Origin of the sequence: Arthrobacter sp. UNC362MFTsu5.1, from assembly GCF_000685965.1 — a bacterium.
Taxonomy (GTDB): domain Bacteria; phylum Actinomycetota; class Actinomycetes; order Actinomycetales; family Micrococcaceae; genus Arthrobacter.
On sequence record NZ_JMLE01000040.1, the window covers coordinates 1 to 14,166 of the forward strand.

Here is a 14,166-nt window from a genome sequence, read left to right on the forward strand (position 1 = left end):
GACATCGGGTACGTGGACATCGGGTACGTGGTCCGCCGCCGGCGGCCCCAGGAGGGGCGGCAGGGCCAGCGGTACCGCCACCGTGATGGCGAGCAGCCCGGCGTCGTCCCGCAAACCCGCCGTCGCAGTGCCGGCCGGCAGCCCGAAGGCCTGCGCGGTGACCGCCTCCACGGCCTGCGTCAGCGCCCGTGACGTGATCCGGGTGTGGCCCGCCCGCCGCTCCGTACCGTCGAAGCGACTCTCCGCACGCTGCGGCGCCGGCCCGCCGCTCACGGGGACGAACGCTTTCCGCGCAGGGCATCCAGGGCTCCGCGCAGGTCCAGTCGGCCTTCCGCTGCCCGCCCCGCGGCCCCGCCGGCCGCCATCAGGAGGCCGGCCAGGAGGAAGCCCCAAAACCCGAAGGCAAGGGCGGCTAAGGCAAGGACGGCGCCGATCGCGGTTCCGGCCAGCGCGGGACTCAAGCTACCCGCGATTCCCGGCGGACTGCCTGGTCAGCCTCGTCGTCGTCATCGGACGGCACGTGGATGTCCGTGATGGTCACGTTGACCTCGGTGACCTCCATGCCCACAAGGTCCTCAATGGCGGTGTAGACGGCGTCCCGGGCATCATCCGCCACCTTCTGCAACGCGTGCGGGTACTCCACCACAAGGGTTACGTCCACGGCCACCTGCGTCTGGCCGACTTCCACGTTGACGCCCTGAGTCAGGTCTTTCTGGCCCACGCGTTCGCGCAGGGAACCGATGGCGCGGGCTGCGCCGCCGCCAAGGGCGTACACGCCCTCGATCTCCTGGATGGCGATGCCGGCGATCTTCGCCACCACGCCGTCCGCGACAGTGGTGGCGCCCCGGCCGTCCTTGCCGGCGTGCACAACCTGGTCAGCGGGAACTGCCGGTGCGGCGGCGGTCCGGGGCGTGGTCACATCTGCGGGGGTCTTAGCCTGGGGCTGGGTCGTCACAACAATCACTCCTGGTGGTCTGGTGCCGGCACCGCGGTGGTGCCGACATCAGTAAGACGCAGCCGGCACGGCAAACCTCACGGTCAATTCCGTGTGAACCCCGTCACATCCGGTCCGCTCCTTACAGCGACGGCCCGCCCCGAAGCAGCGCCCGTTCGGGCGGGAAGCCCGCCGGATGCTAGACTGGTGGAACTTGATGTGCAGTGATGCCCACTTTGTATTCGGTTGAACAGCTTCGGTTCATCAACCGGATCCCCCCAAAGGCTTTGTCCGGCAGGGAGTGGGTTTTTTTCATGTGAGAGGCACATCCTGCGTCGATGAACGCGTTCCATTTGGTCCCGTCCGCCGCTACCGCAAGGTTGGCGGCAATCCGGTTGATCACCTGACTTTTCTTCGGCGAACCCCTGGGCCAACCGGCACCGGGGCCGATATCCGCACGGATACCGCCTGAAAGACCTTGAAACACATGACTACTTTTGCTGCCCTCGGCACGCCCAAAGCACTCGCCGAAACACTGACCGCGCAGGGAATCGTTGAACCGTTCCCCATTCAGGTCAAGACCCTCCCGGACACCCTGGCCGGACGCGACGTCCTGGGCCGCGGCCGCACCGGCTCCGGCAAGACCATTGCCTTCGCCATCCCGCTTGTAGCACGACTCGCTGAGCGGGAAGCCAAGCACTTCCGCAAGCCCGGCCGCCCGATGGGCCTCGTCCTTGCACCGACCCGCGAGCTGGCCACCCAGATCAACGCCACCATCGAGCCGATGGCCAAGGCCATGGGCCTGAACACCACCGTGATCTACGGCGGCATCTCCCAGGCACGCCAGGAAAAGGCGCTGCGCGCCGGCGTCGACATTGTCATCGCCTGCCCGGGCCGCCTGGAGGACCTGATCCGCCAGCGCATCCTGACCCTCGAAGCCGTTGAGGTCACCGTGCTGGATGAGGCCGACCACATGGCGGACCTCGGCTTCCTCCCGGTGGTCAAGAAGCTCATGGACATGACCCCGAGCCAGGGCCAGCGACTGCTGTTCTCCGCCACCCTGGACAACGGCGTGGACAAGATCGTCCAGCGCTACCTGTCCAACCCGCTGACCCACTCCGTGGATGACCCGCAGGCCGCGGTCACCACCATGGAACACCATGTCCTGGTGGTCAACGACCAGACCGTCAAGAAGCAGCTGATCGTCGAGCTCGCCTCGGGTGCCGGCCGCCGCGTGCTCTTCATGCGCACCAAGCACCACGCCCGCAAGCTTGCCAAGACCCTGACTGACGCCGGCATCCCCGCCGTCGACCTGCACGGCAACCTTTCGCAGAACGCCCGTGACCGCAACCTCGCCGAGTTCTCCTCCGGCGACGTCCGCGTCCTGGTGGCCACCGACGTCGCCGCCCGCGGCGTCCACGTGGACGACGTCGAACTGGTGATCCACGTTGACCCGCCCACGGAGCACAAGGCATACCTGCACCGCTCGGGCCGTACGGCCCGCGCAGGTTCCGACGGCACCGTGGTCACGCTGACCCTCCCGGAGCAGCAGTCCGACGTCAAGAAGCTCATGAAGGCTGCCGGCGTCGAGGTCAACTTCGAGCGCGTCACCGCCAACTCCCCGCTGGTTGCAGAACTGGTGGGCGAAATGGCCGACAAGATCGATCCGCGCACCCGCGCCGCACTGCTGGCCGCCAAGTCCAACCAGGGCGGCGGCACCTCCACCGGTGCAAACGCGGAGCGCAAGCGCGCACGCCGCACCACACAGGCAGCGCCCACCGCCGGTGGCCGCGGCGGACGTGGCGGCCGCGGCCGGGTTTCGGCTGAAGCTCCCCGCACCGATCTTCCGCGTTCCGAGCGACGCGCCGTGGCTTATGAAGGCCAGGCCGCTGCCCGCAACGCCGCTGAGCGCGTGGCGGAAAAGAACCAGGACCGCGCCGACGCCGAGCGCGCCGAGCGCCGCAATGCCCGCGGCCGCGGCCGTGCCACTGCGTACTCGCACCACAACGACGTTCCCGCAGCAGGTGGCCGTGCATCGGCCGGCCGCGGGTCTGACGCACGTGCAACCGACGCCCGTGGCGACGCCCGCGGCGGCGCAACCCGCACCAGTGCTCCCCGCACCGGTGGCGCACCGCGCAGTGGCGCTCCCCGCACCGGCGGAGCAACGGGCGGCCAGCGCAGCGGACGTCCGGCAACCGGCCAGCGCGCCGCTGCCGGCAGCAAGTCCGGCTCGGCCGGCGGCAACGCCGCAGTCTGGTCCTCCAACACCGGCGGCACCTCGGGCGGCTCCTACTCCGGCGGCGGCAACGGCCGTTCCGGCGAAGGCCGTCCGGCACGCAGCGGCGGCCCCCGCCGTGCGTCAGCTCCGGCGTCGAACGAACGCCGCAGCCGCTAAAAAGCCCGCTTAACGACCATCGAGTGCTCCGTAACCGCCGTTTAGAAGGTTCATGACGGCCGTTACGGAGCACTCGATCGGTTGTTAACCCAGGCCTTACCAGCCGCGGACGCGCCACTCCTCAAGGTGCGGGCGTTCAGCGCCGAGGGTGGTGGGCTTGCCGTGGCCCGGGTGCACCACGGTGTCATCCGGGTACACATCGAACAGCCGCTCGCTGACATCGGTGATCAGCTGGTGGAAGCGTTCCGGATCCTTCTGCGTGTTGCCCACTCCGCCGGGAAACAGCGAATCGCCGGAGAAGATGTGCGCAGGGCCTGCCGGGTCCTGGTACACCAGCGCCACGGACCCCGGTGTGTGGCCGCGCAGGTGCACAGCCGTCACGTCGAAGCCGTCGAAGTTGCCGACGTCCCCGTGATCCAGCAGCACATCCACCGGCACGGGCAGCTCCGGGGCGTCATCCGTCCCGGCCGCGGTCTTCACCCCGGTGGCCTCCACCAGGGCCGGCAGCGCACGGACGTGGTCCCAGTGCTGGTGGGTGGTGGCAATCAACGCCAGCTTCGGCGTCGCGGAGGTGTCCGCGGCGGAGTCGGCGAGCAGCCCCTGGATGGCGGCCAGATCATCGGCCGCATCGATCAGGAGCTGCGCGCCCGACGCCTTGCTGGTGAGCAGGTACACGTTGTTGTCCATCTCGCTGACAGAAATCCGGCGGATGGTGATGTCACGCAGGTCGTGAATGAGGGAATCCATGGGCTTCAGTCTACGGACGCCCTACTCACGGCCCTGGGACACCCAGTTGGGGTCCGCTGAGCGGGAGCCGACGACGGCGTCCGCAGCGGCGTCGAGCATCTCCAGTTGCGCGCCGGTGAAGTCCAGCGCCAGCGAACCCAGGTTCTCGTCGATCCGTTCCGCCTTGCGCGTGCCCGGGATGGGAACCACGGGCAGGCCGAGCCGTTTGCCCTGGGCAAACAGCCAGGCGAGAGCCACCTGGGCCGGTGTCGCCGGCTTGCCGGCGACGGTGAGCTCGCCGGCGACGGCCTGCACTGCGGCCACCACCCCCTGGTTGGCATCCGCCGCGCCAGCGGCGAAGCGGGGGATGTTGCGGCGGAAGTCGCCGCTCCCGAGTTTAGAAGCGTCCACTGTGCCGGTGAGGAATCCCCGGCCCAGCGGCGAATAGGGCACAAACCCCACCCCAAGCGCGGCCGCCGCGGGAACAACGTTGCGTTCCACATCGCGGCTCCAGATGGACCATTCGCTCTGGACCGCGGCGATCGGGTGGACGGTGCTGGCCTCCCGCAGCTCCTCTGCCGTCACTTCTGACAGGCCGAGGTGCCGCACCTTGCCCTGCTGCACCAGCGCCGCCATGGCCTCCACGGTTTCCACAATCGGAACGCGGAGGTCGCGGCGGTGCATGTAGTACAGGTCAATGGTGTCGGTGCCCAGGCGCCGGAGGCTGGCTTCCACTGCCTGCCGGATGTAGCCCGCCTCTCCCCGGACGTCGGTGTAGCCGCTGGCGGGAGTGCCCACCAGCCCGAACTTCGTGGCCAGCTGCACTTCGCCCCGGCGTTCCTTCAGTAGCTGCGCGATCAGTTCCTCATTGCTGCCGCCACCGTAAATGTCCGCGGTGTCGATGAAACTGACGCCCGCGTCGACGGCATGGTGGAGCGTGCGCAGCGCCTCACCCTGGTCCACTTCGCCGTAGACCGGGGTGAGGGCCATGCCGCCGAACCCTAACGGGCTGACGTTCAAGCCGTCGCCGAGGTGGACCAATGGTGCGGGTACCGGTGCCATGGGGGTCTCCAATTCGCTGCTTTGCGTATTCAGGGAAGTGCCGTCCTAGCCAAGAACTCCCGCGGGAAGGCCAGTATTCCTTATGAATCGACGGCGCGCTCGAGCGCCGCCGGGCCGGGCTGCAGGCGGGCACCCGAAGCCAGGAGCGTTTCGATTGCCTCGGCGGAACCCGGCCGGGCCAGGAAGTAGCCTTGGCCCATCCGGCAATCCAGGGCACGGAGGAGGTCCAGCTGTCCGGGCTCCTCCACACCTTCGGCAATAACTTCAAGGGAGAGCATGCGGGCAAGCCCGAGGATGCCTTCGAGCATTGCCGCCGACTGCACCTCGGACGATTGCCGCCCAAGGAAGGAACGGTCAATCTTGAGGATGTCCGCCGGCAGCACCGCCAGGGAGCTCAGCGAGGAATACCCGGTCCCGAAGTCGTCGATGGCCACCCGCACACCGGTTTCCTTCAGGGTCTTGAGCGCGGCGATCCCGCCGTCCGTGCTGCCGGCAAGGGCTGTTTCGGTGACTTCGAGCACCACCTTGTCCGCCTGCGCCGCGGGGTCGGCAAGGATGCGTTTGATGGCGGCCAGGTTCCGCGGGTTGGGTAGCTGGATGGTGGAGAGGTTGATGGCAATCCAGAGCCCTTCGCAGTGCGGCAGGGAGGTCCGCCAGCCGGCCGCCTGACGGCTCGCGTTGTCCAGCACCCAGCAGCCGACGGCGTCGATGTCGCCGGTCTCCTCGGCGAGCGGAATGAACTCCGACGGCGCCAGCAGCCCCAGCGTAGGGTGCTCCCAGCGCACCAGCGCTTCCAACCCGAGGATGGCTCCGCTGGTCAGGTCGGCAATGGGCTGGTATTCGAGGCGGAGCTGGCCGGCGGGCACGGCGGAGGCCAGGTCCCGTTTGAGGGCGGCGCGGTAGGTCATATGGTCGTAGCCCTCGGCGTCAAAAAGCTGGAAGCGGGCCTTTCCGCCGTGCTTGGCCATATACATCGCGAAGTCCGCCTGCCGCAGCAGCTCGGCAGCGTCTGTGGTTTCCGGACGGCGCTGTGCCGCACCCATGCTGGCTGTGACGGTCAGGCGGTCGTCGCCGACGAAGAACGGTGCGCGCAATGCCCCGTGGATCCGTTCGGCGATTGCGGCGGTGACGGAGCCGGCGTCGTCGTCCATCACCACAATCGCGAACTCGTCCCCGCCGAGCCGGGCAACCACGTCGTCGGAGCGTACGCAGCCCTTCAGGCGGCCGGCCAGTTGGATGAGCAGCGCATCACCCCGCTCGTGTCCCAGCGAATCGTTGACCTCCTTGAAGTCATCGATGTCGATGAACAGCAGTCCTTCGTTCCGGTTCCTGCGGGTGCTTCCGGCCCCAAAGGACGCGGTGAGGCGTTCCATCAGGGCCGCCCGGTTTGCCAGGCCGGTGAGGGGGTCGTGCGTCGCCCGGTGGGTGAGGGCCTCATGGCTGCTGTGGACAGCGGCGGCCATGCCGTTGAACGCGTCCGCCAGCTCGCCAAGTTCGTCGCGGCGGAAGACCTCGATGCGGTGTTTATAGTTGCCGGCCTGCAGCTTGCGGACACCCTGGTGCAGGCTCCCTACCGGGCGCATGAGGTCCTTGACCATCCTGCGGCGGAAGTACACCGTGGCGCCCACCGCCACCACGAACAGGATGCTGCGGGCGATGACCAGGAACCGTTCGAGTTCGGCGCTGTGCGCGAGTCCGTTATCCATTTCGCTCAGGGAGTAGCGCCGGATATCCGCCAGCCGGGTGCGGATTCCCGCGCTGGCGGCAGCCAATGCCGGGGTCTCCTCCACATGGCTGCCCCGGAGCGAAAGCACCTGGCTGCCCCACAGGCCATGGTCCGTCAAGGCTTCCTGCCAGGACTGCCGGGTGGCGGCGATTGTTTCCCGCACTTCCGTTTCAGCCGGCAGCACCGCGCCAACGTCCTCGAAGAGGCGGGAAACCTCCTCCTGCTGCCGGAGGAACGCGGAGCGGTCAACGGGTGCGTTGGAGAGCAGCTGGTGCCCCAGCTGCTCGTGGCCGTCGAGGGCTGACCGGAGGGCCTCGACTTTTTCGAGCTCGAGCTGGAGCCGGCCGGATGTTTCCTGCACCTGGTCCATCAGGCCGCGCACGCCCACGATCGTGACGACGGCGCCGATCAGCAGTGCGGCGAGCATGAGCAGGAACGCCCTGGACCATTCGCGCCGGAGGCTCCAGGTCCGCCCCGACGCAGCCCCGGTTACGGCAGCCCCGGCTACGGGGTCCTCCGGTGGTGTGGCGGCTGTTCCTGAAGCATTGCCCGGCGCGTGCGCATCCATGTGCTGTTGTCCTCTGCGTCCAGGAACCACGGGGGATCCAGCCACCGGCTGAGACCCGATGATGGTCCGGTGATCCTAGGGAGCAGGCTAACAGGGCTCCGCGGCCTTGGGCGGTTTGCCGCGGAAATAAGACGTACGGAAACTCCGGCCGGCCAGCGGTTCAACGAACGGGAAACCCTAGGACCAGGGAATGACCCGGTCCGCCGCGCCGCGGGTGGCTTCGATCAGCCGGGCGTTCGCCTCGTCGGAACCGGCGGCCCATTCCTCCGCGGCGGGCCGGGCCATGCCGAAGTGCACGTGCCGGTCCACCAGCCGCTCGAGGCGAAGAGCCGCGGAAGTATCCATGAACCAGACCTCGTCCAGCTGCGCCCGGACCTGTTGCCAGACCGGGTGGTCCGCCAGGAGGTAGTTCCCTTCGGTGATCACCAGCGGGACGGAGGCCGGCACGGCAATGGAGGCCGCCACCGGTTCGTCGATCGCGCGCCGGAAATCCGGCGCGTAAACCACTGCCTCATCCCGGCGCGCCAGCCGCCGCAGCAGCGAGAGGTAACCGCCGACGTCGAACGTGTCGATGGCCCCCTTGCGCTGCCGCAGCGGCGTGCCCTCAATAATCGCGTTGCCCAGATGGAAGCCGTCCATCGGCACCACCACGGCAACGTCCGGGCCAAAGAGGGTGTGCAGGGCGGCCGCAAAGGTCGATTTCCCGGACCCCGGCGAGCCCGTGATGCCGAGCAGTATCCGGCTCCCCGTCGCCAGGCGGCCGCGCAGGTCCGCTACGGCCGCCGTCACGTCGGGATGCCGGAGTGCGTCCGGCGGGGAAGATGCCATGGGCACCAGCCTAATCCGCGGCTATTTTGCCTGGAACACCGCCACGGTGCGGGCCGGGACGGTGAACGTCCCGGACGCCGTGTCATGCGTGGCCGTCTTGACCACGGAATCGATGCCGCCGGCCTGCACCGGGTGCAGGGTAAAGGTTGCCCCTGCGGTACCGGCCACCGTTTGGCTGGTGGCCTCGTCCGATGCGTTGAACACCACCACGAGTCCGCGCAGGTTCCGGTCCACGTCCGTCCCGACGGAGTCGTCAATGCGCATCACCACCACGCCGGGGGCCTGGTCCGGGCCGCCGGCCGGGAAGGACACCTTCTGCTGCACCAGCGCCGCCTCGCCGAGGTGGAACAGCGGTGTGCTCTTGCGGATCTGCAGCAGTTCCGCGGCACGTCCGCGGGCTTCCGCGATCTCCGCGGACACCGGCTTCTGGGCCGGATCCGCCAGCAGCGGGCGCATGTAGCCGTACTTGTCCTCGTTGTCAGCCTTGGGCGGCAGGCCGCGGCCGAAGCCGTTGGTGGCATCCGTGTGGTCCAGGACGTTGAACCAGTCGCCGGAATCGTAGCTGTTGCGGTCCAGGGACTTGCTGCGCAGGGATTCGCCGCCGGCGTGCCAGAAGGAGATGCCCTGGCCGAAGGCGGTGGTGCTGAGCGCGAGGGTCTGCATCCGTGTGCGGTCCGCCATGGCCGTGTCCTGCGGGAGTTTCAGGGCGAGGGCGTCGAACAGCGTCTCGTTGTCGTGGGCTTCAACGTAGGTGATGGCTTCCTGCGGGTCGCTTGTGTACCCGGCAGGGGCGCCGTTGTACGGAACGTCCGCGCCCTTGACCGTGGCGCCGGTGCGGTCGATGAAGGAGTAGTCCTTCAGGTTGCCGGTCAGGCCCACCTTCACCAGGTCCTGGGCGAGGAGGAGGGCGGCTTTCTGCTGTTCCGGGGTGCCGTTGGCCGGCGAATCGTTGGGGTCCGTGAACAGTCCGGAAGCGAAGCCCTGGACCCGCGGATCGGGGTCGAACGGGCCTCCGCCGCGGACGGCGTCGCGCAGCCGGTCGTTGAACGTGGCGATGCCGGTCCCGGCCATGTTTGCCTGGGTGGCCTGGACGAACCTGGCGTTGTTGGCCACCTCGCCGAAGTTCCAGCCCTCGCCGTACAGGGTGATGTTCTTGCCGTCTACGCCGTCCTTGGACAGGGTCAGCTGATCGAGGGCCGCCCTGACGTCCAGCATGTTCTGCTTTGAGTGGTGGCCCATGAGGTCGAAGCGGAAACCGTCCAGCTTGTAGGTCCTGGCCAGGGTCACCAGGGAATCGACCATGAGCTTGCCCATCATGGTGTTCTCGGTGGCCGTGTTGGCGCAGCACGTGGACGTCTCCAGGGATCCGGTGACGGCGTTCAGGCGGTGGTAGTAGCCCGGCACGATCCGGTCGAGGTTGTTGCTCCCGGACTGGCCGGCACTCGACGTGTGGTTGTAGACGACGTCCTGGATGACCCTCGCGCCGGTGGTGTTGAGGGCGGCCACCATTTCACGGAATTCCGTGATCCTGGTGGCCCCCTCCGGGTTGGTGGAGTAGGAGCCTTCCGGCGTTGTGTAGTGCAGGGGATCGTAGCCCCAGTTGAAGCCGTCCCTGGCCGCCGTTTCGGCGACACAGGCCTGCTGTTCCTCGGAATCGGCGGGAAGGGCGGCCAGGTCACAGACCGGTTCACGCTGTTCGCTGCGGCGCTCCTCGATGGTGCCGATGTCGTTGACGGGCAGCAGGTGGACGGCGTTCATCCCGGCGTCCGCCAGTTCCCGCATGCGCTTCATGCCGTTGCTGCCAGTGTCGGTGAACGCCTTGTAGGTGCCGCGGTGCTCGGCCGGAACGGAGTCGTCAGTGATGGAAAAGTCGCGCACATGCAGTTCGTACAGGGAGAGGTCCTCCGGCTTGCTGAGCGCGGGCTTCTGCAGCTTGGCCCAGCCTGCCGGCGCCAGCGACTTGTCCTCGAGGTCCACGAAGAGGCTGCGTTCCGAGTTGGCGGAGAGGCCCACGCTGTACGGGTCCGTGACGAGGTTGCGTTCAACCTTTCCGGTTTCCGGGACGAAGACCTCCACCTCGTACAGGTAGTAGGCGCCGTTCCAGTCCTTGTCCCCGGTGACGGACCAGACGCCGTCGCCGGAGGGCTTCATGGCCCTGCTGGCCACGGGCTCGCCGCCGGATCCGGAGGCGTAGGCGTGGACGGTGACACTCCGGGCAGTGGGTGCCCACAGCGAAAGCTCCGGACGCTTGCCCTGCCAGGTCAGCCCAAGTTCCTGCTCCGCCGCTTCGGGGTAGATGGTGTCCAGGACGCCGGGGACCTGGACTCCGGTGGCGGCCGTGACCTTGCCGTCCGCCCCGACGGCGGCCACGAGCAGCTGGCCCTTGAGCAGTTCCTTGGCCCGGAGCGCGTCGGCTTCCGTCAGCCGCAGGGAGGCAAGGCCCGCCAGATGCGGGTATTTGGCCGCCAGGCCGGCGTCCAGGCCGTCGGCATCCCGCTCGAGCGGGAGGGAGGAGCCGCCGGTGACCTGTCCGTCCGCAACCGCCAGGCCGCCGTCGGGCGCGCTGTAAAGCCGGTACTGCGTACCTTCGGCCGCCGGAGCCTTCCAGGCGATGGTGTCCGCCGTCAGCCAGTGTGCGCCGGCGTCGGCTCCGAGCGCATCCGGAACGTCGTCAGTGAGGGTGTGGCTGGCGTGGTCGTACGTGAACGTCACGGGTCCTCCCGGCGCGTTCAGGACGATGTCGCCGCCACCTGCCGCTCCTCCGGCCCCGTAGTTCTCGTCCCATGAATTGTTGAGGGCGACCTTCATGGCGTAGGTGCCGGCGGGGACATCGAAGGTGGCCCGGTAGAGGGTTGCGGATCCCTCCACCGGCAGCAGCCTGCTGGCGGTGCACTCCGGCTGCCAGTCTCCGGGGCAGCCGATTTCGGACTGCAGCGAACCCACCAGCGCCACAGCCACCGGAGTGGCGGTGTGGTCCGCAAATGCGGGGAGGGCAAGGCCGCCCAGGGTGAGGGGCGCAGCGCAGGCCGCGGCCAGCGCTGCCAGGAGTTTCCTGTTGAGGGCGGGCGGGGACCCGGGCGGGCGGGAGTGGCGAATCATGGGAGACCTTCCTTGGCAATGCCCCAGAACGGCATCGGCGGTGAGCGGGGATACCGACGAGCCTAAGGACCTCCTGTGACGCACGTCAACCATTTACTGAAAATAGAGCGTTCTGTTTTCATGCAACGCGACGTGCCGTTTACGTACACTGGAAACACCATGACTTCCGGACAGCCGTTCCGGTGAAGGAGCCTTATGAGCACGACAGCGGGCCGCACAGACCCGGCCGCCCCGGAGCGACCGAAGCTGGAGGACCTGGCCCGGAAGGTCGGGGTCAGCATCGCCACGGTGTCCCGGGTGGTCAATGGCCGCAAGGGCGTGTCGCGCGAGGTGCGGCAGGCCGTACTCGCAGCAATGGACGACCTCGGCTACGAGCGCCCGGACCGCGCACGCAGCACCACCCGCGGCCAGGTGGGGATCATCGTCCCGGACCTGACCAACCCGATCTTTCCGGCAATCGCGCAGACGGTCGTGTCGCTCCTGTCCCAGGAGGACTTCATCCCGGTGCTCTGTGCTTTGCCCGGCGGGGGACGCTCCGAGGACGAGTACATCGAGATGCTCGTGGCGCAGGAGGCCTCCGGCATCATTTTTATCTGCAGCTCACATGCCGACGGCCAGGCCAGCCTGGAGCGCTACCACCGGCTGCGCGGCCGCGGCATTCCGTTCGTCCTGGTCAACGGCGTCCGCCAGGAACTGCCGGCCGCCTCCGTGTCCAATGACGACGCCGCGGCCATCAGCACCGCGGTGCAGCACCTTGCCAGCCTGGGGCACCGGAAAGTCGGCCTCGCCATCGGCCCGCACCGCTTCATCCCCAGCAGGCAGAAGCTGGCCGGATTCCGCGCCGCGCTCGCCGAGTACCTGGGCATTGAGGACCCGGAACCGCACACGGCCACCAGCATGTTCACGGTGGAAGGCGGCCAGAGTGCGGCCAATGAGCTGCTGGACTCCGGCCACACGGCCATCGTGTGCGCGTCCGACGTGATGGCGCTGGGCGCCATCCGGGCGGCCCAGGCCAGGGGGCTGCGCGTGCCGGAAGACGTGTCCATCGTCGGTTTCGATGATTCACCGCTGATGGCGCTCACGAATCCGCCGCTGACCACGCTCCGGCAGCCCGTCGCTGCGATCGCGCACGCCGCCGTCCATGCCCTGGCAGCCGAAATTGCCGGCGAACACTCCACGCGCTCGCCGGTGGTGCTGGCGTCCGACCTGGTGGTGCGCGGCTCTACCGGGCCTGCTCCTGTGGCAGCAGCTTCAGCCCCGCCGCGCAGCCCACGATCCCGGCGATGAACAGCAGCTTGAGCGGGTTGGCGGGCTCGACGCCGGTGGCCATCGCCCAGCCCACAGTCAGGGCGGCGCCGATGCCCACCCAGACGGCGTAGGCGGTCCCGAGCGGGATCGACTTCACGGCGACCCCCAGTCCCGCCATGCTCAGGGTTGCGGTGACGGCAAAGACGGCGGTCGGCAGCGCCTGGGAGAAGCCGTCGGACAGCCCCAGGGCGGTGGCCCACACGGCTTCCAGCACGGCGGAAGCGAGCAGGACCAGCCAGGCAGTCGCGTTCTTGGTCATCACGCCACCACCTTCAGGCCCACCACGGACGCGGCGATCCCGGCGAGCAGCAGCAGCCGTGCCGCCGTCGCGCGTTCCACTTTGCTGACGATCGCGTAGGCGGAGGTGAGCACCACGCCGACGCCCACCCACACCGCGTAGGCGGTGCCGGTGGGGATGGACTGCATCGCGAGGGCCAGCCCGCCGGTGCTGGCGATGACTGAGACGAGGAAGACTGTTGCGGGCAGGATGCGCCGGAGGCCCTTGGCCTGGGACGTCTTGTGCAGCGCTGCGGCCCAGACGGCCTCGAGCGCACCGGAGAGGATGAGGATTAACCACGACATGACAGATCCTTTGGCCAGTCTTGTCGCGTGCCGGGTACTGAACCGTCGTCCGGAGGTCCCGAAGGGGAACCTTGGTCCCAGCGTAGCAACGCCCGACGGCGGGGGCCACCGTTGGTGGCCAAGCTCACCGGGGCTGGGCGGTCCGGTCAGGGGTGGTTCGGTGAGGGGCGGTCCGGTCAGGGGTGGTGTGGTCACCGGAGCGGGCGGTCCGGTGCGGGATCGACGAGGCGAGGGCCAACACAACGATGAACGATGCGGTCAGGACGGCAAACCACGCCCCGCGCGGTTCAGTGAAGGCGAGCCGGGCGCCGGCGATCCCGGGGCCGGCCAGGACGAGTGCCGCGGCGAGGGCTGCGCTGACGAGGCCGCAGACGAGCCTTGCCCAGAGGGGTCCGCGGCGGGACAAAGCATAGCCGCCGCCGATCCCCATCAGGGAGACTGCGATTGCGCCGCCGCCGAGGCCTTCGGTGAGGAGTGCGGCAACCGCGCCGGGCATGATCAGCGGGGCGATGGCTAACGCGAGCGGCGCGAGGGCAAGCCAGCGCCATCCGCGCCGGCCGCCTGCCCGCCGGAGTGCTTCCGCCCAGCCCAGGAGACCGCCAGCAATGGCCCCGGGCAGGAGGATCGCGCCGAAGGTTCCCCACCAGCTGAAGGTGGAGGCCGGGCCCACAAGCTCCACCATGTAGCTGCGGAATCCTGCGGCCCAGGCAATGCCGCAGGTGATGCCGATCGCGACGAGCGGACCAGCTGGATGGACTGCGCCTGTGCGCTGGTCTGCAGTGGTGCGCTGGCCTGCGGCGGTGTGGGGGCCGGGCGCGGCCGGATGGACGGCGGGGCGGGCGCCGCGCGAGGCTGGTGCGGATTCCTTGTCGCTCATGATCGGCTCCAGAGATTCAGCTGGTAGCTGGCGACATTAGGGCACTGACGGGGAAACGGCA

General features: G+C 68.6%; 14 protein-coding genes and 1 riboswitch. Of the genes, 2 read left to right on the forward strand and 12 right to left on the reverse strand.

Going from position 1 to position 14,166, the window contains the following annotated elements:
- The 4 genes from BS38_RS26090 to BS38_RS27295 all read right to left on the reverse strand — a co-directional run.
- Positions 1 to 273 (reverse strand): hypothetical protein (locus BS38_RS26090; protein WP_051629105.1); only part of this gene is annotated, 273 nt, incomplete at its 3' end.
- The gene (locus tag BS38_RS0122430) at positions 270 to 461 is read right to left on the reverse strand and encodes a membrane protein (protein ID WP_028272788.1); all 192 of its coding nucleotides are present in this window, start codon (positions 459 to 461) and stop codon (positions 270 to 272) included. The genes BS38_RS26090 and BS38_RS0122430, both read right to left, overlap by 4 nt.
- Positions 458 to 955 carry an Asp23/Gls24 family envelope stress response protein gene (locus tag BS38_RS0122435; protein ID WP_028272789.1) on the reverse strand — a complete coding sequence of 166 codons (498 nt, stop codon included), beginning with the start codon at positions 953 to 955 and terminating at the stop codon, positions 458 to 460. Before BS38_RS0122435 ends, BS38_RS0122430 begins: the two co-directional genes overlap by 4 nt.
- Before the next feature lie 178 nt (positions 956 to 1,133).
- Positions 1,134 to 1,421: a hypothetical protein gene (locus BS38_RS27295; RefSeq protein ID WP_156037226.1), complete on the reverse strand. Its 288-nt coding sequence runs from the start codon at positions 1,419 to 1,421 to the stop codon at positions 1,134 to 1,136.
- On the opposite strand from BS38_RS27295, the gene BS38_RS0122440 reads away from it, so the two are divergent.
- Positions 1,422 to 3,329, forward strand: a complete 1,908-nt coding sequence (locus BS38_RS0122440; protein ID WP_028272790.1) for a DEAD/DEAH box helicase — start codon at positions 1,422 to 1,424, stop codon at positions 3,327 to 3,329. It begins immediately after the preceding gene.
- 96 nt (positions 3,330 to 3,425) lie between these two features.
- Here BS38_RS0122440 and BS38_RS0122445 read toward each other — a convergent pair whose 3' ends face one another.
- The 5 genes from BS38_RS0122445 to pulA form a co-directional block, all read right to left on the reverse strand.
- Entirely contained in the window at positions 3,426 to 4,076 is a 651-nt protein-coding gene (locus BS38_RS0122445; protein WP_028272791.1) for an MBL fold metallo-hydrolase, read from the reverse strand.
- A 21-nt stretch (positions 4,077 to 4,097) separates the two neighbouring features.
- Positions 4,098 to 5,117 (reverse strand): aldo/keto reductase, encoded by a 1,020-nt coding sequence (locus BS38_RS0122450; RefSeq protein WP_028272792.1) that lies wholly within the window; start codon positions 5,115 to 5,117, stop codon positions 4,098 to 4,100.
- A gap of 80 nt (positions 5,118 to 5,197) precedes the next feature.
- On the reverse strand, positions 5,198 to 7,411 hold the full coding sequence (locus BS38_RS0122455; protein WP_028272793.1) for a putative bifunctional diguanylate cyclase/phosphodiesterase: 2,214 nt from the start codon (positions 7,409 to 7,411) through the stop codon (positions 5,198 to 5,200).
- 177 nt (positions 7,412 to 7,588) lie between these two features.
- Positions 7,589 to 8,239: a nucleoside/nucleotide kinase family protein gene (locus BS38_RS0122460; protein WP_043439727.1), complete on the reverse strand. Its 651-nt coding sequence runs from the start codon at positions 8,237 to 8,239 to the stop codon at positions 7,589 to 7,591.
- A gap of 21 nt (positions 8,240 to 8,260) precedes the next feature.
- Complete coding sequence (pulA, locus tag BS38_RS0122465; RefSeq protein WP_028272795.1) at positions 8,261 to 11,338, reverse strand: pullulanase-type alpha-1,6-glucosidase; 3,078 nt, start codon at positions 11,336 to 11,338, stop codon at positions 8,261 to 8,263.
- Positions 11,339 to 11,533: 195 nt separating this feature from the next.
- Between pulA and BS38_RS26095 the strand changes: the two genes are divergently transcribed.
- A complete protein-coding gene (locus BS38_RS26095; protein WP_043439729.1) occupies positions 11,534 to 12,625 on the forward strand; it encodes a LacI family DNA-binding transcriptional regulator in 1,092 nt (363 codons plus the stop codon).
- Here BS38_RS26095 and BS38_RS0122475 read toward each other — a convergent pair.
- The 3 genes from BS38_RS0122475 to BS38_RS26100 all read right to left on the reverse strand — a co-directional run bounded on the left by BS38_RS0122475 (position 12,561) and on the right by BS38_RS26100 (position 14,105).
- Positions 12,561 to 12,905: a DMT family transporter gene (locus BS38_RS0122475; RefSeq protein WP_028272796.1), complete on the reverse strand. Its 345-nt coding sequence runs from the start codon at positions 12,903 to 12,905 to the stop codon at positions 12,561 to 12,563. The genes BS38_RS26095 and BS38_RS0122475 overlap by 65 nt on opposite strands.
- Positions 12,905 to 13,228: a DMT family transporter gene (locus tag BS38_RS0122480; RefSeq protein WP_028272797.1), complete on the reverse strand. Its 324-nt coding sequence runs from the start codon at positions 13,226 to 13,228 to the stop codon at positions 12,905 to 12,907. The genes BS38_RS0122475 and BS38_RS0122480 overlap by 1 nt, the downstream gene beginning before the upstream one ends.
- Positions 13,229 to 13,237: 9 nt before the next feature.
- Positions 13,238 to 13,303: riboswitch (guanidine-III (ykkC-III) riboswitch) on the reverse strand.
- Positions 13,304 to 13,352: 49 nt separating this feature from the next.
- On the reverse strand, positions 13,353 to 14,105 hold the full coding sequence (locus BS38_RS26100; RefSeq protein WP_231511414.1) for a hypothetical protein: 753 nt from the start codon (positions 14,103 to 14,105) through the stop codon (positions 13,353 to 13,355).
- Positions 14,106 to 14,166 lie beyond the last annotated feature (61 nt).

Excerpts from the sequence above, each read along its gene's own strand:
- BS38_RS0122440 (WP_028272790.1), top strand. The coding sequence starts at position 1,422 with ATGACTACTTTTGCTGCCCTCGGCACGCCCAAAGCACTCGCCGAAACA.
- BS38_RS0122445 (WP_028272791.1), bottom strand. The coding sequence starts at position 4,076 with ATGGATTCCCTCATTCACGACCTGCGTGACATCACCATCCGCCGGATT.
- BS38_RS0122450 (WP_028272792.1), bottom strand. The coding sequence starts at position 5,117 with ATGGCACCGGTACCCGCACCATTGGTCCACCTCGGCGACGGCTTGAAC.
- BS38_RS0122455 (WP_028272793.1), bottom strand. The coding sequence starts at position 7,411 with ATGGATGCGCACGCGCCGGGCAATGCTTCAGGAACAGCCGCCACACCA.
- BS38_RS0122460 (WP_043439727.1), bottom strand. The coding sequence starts at position 8,239 with ATGGCATCTTCCCCGCCGGACGCACTCCGGCATCCCGACGTGACGGCG.
- pulA (WP_028272795.1), bottom strand. The coding sequence starts at position 11,338 with ATGATTCGCCACTCCCGCCCGCCCGGGTCCCCGCCCGCCCTCAACAGG.
- BS38_RS26095 (WP_043439729.1), top strand. The coding sequence starts at position 11,534 with ATGAGCACGACAGCGGGCCGCACAGACCCGGCCGCCCCGGAGCGACCG.
- BS38_RS0122475 (WP_028272796.1), bottom strand. The coding sequence starts at position 12,905 with ATGACCAAGAACGCGACTGCCTGGCTGGTCCTGCTCGCTTCCGCCGTG.
- BS38_RS0122480 (WP_028272797.1), bottom strand. The coding sequence starts at position 13,228 with ATGTCGTGGTTAATCCTCATCCTCTCCGGTGCGCTCGAGGCCGTCTGG.
- BS38_RS26100 (WP_231511414.1), bottom strand. The coding sequence starts at position 14,105 with ATGAGCGACAAGGAATCCGCACCAGCCTCGCGCGGCGCCCGCCCCGCC.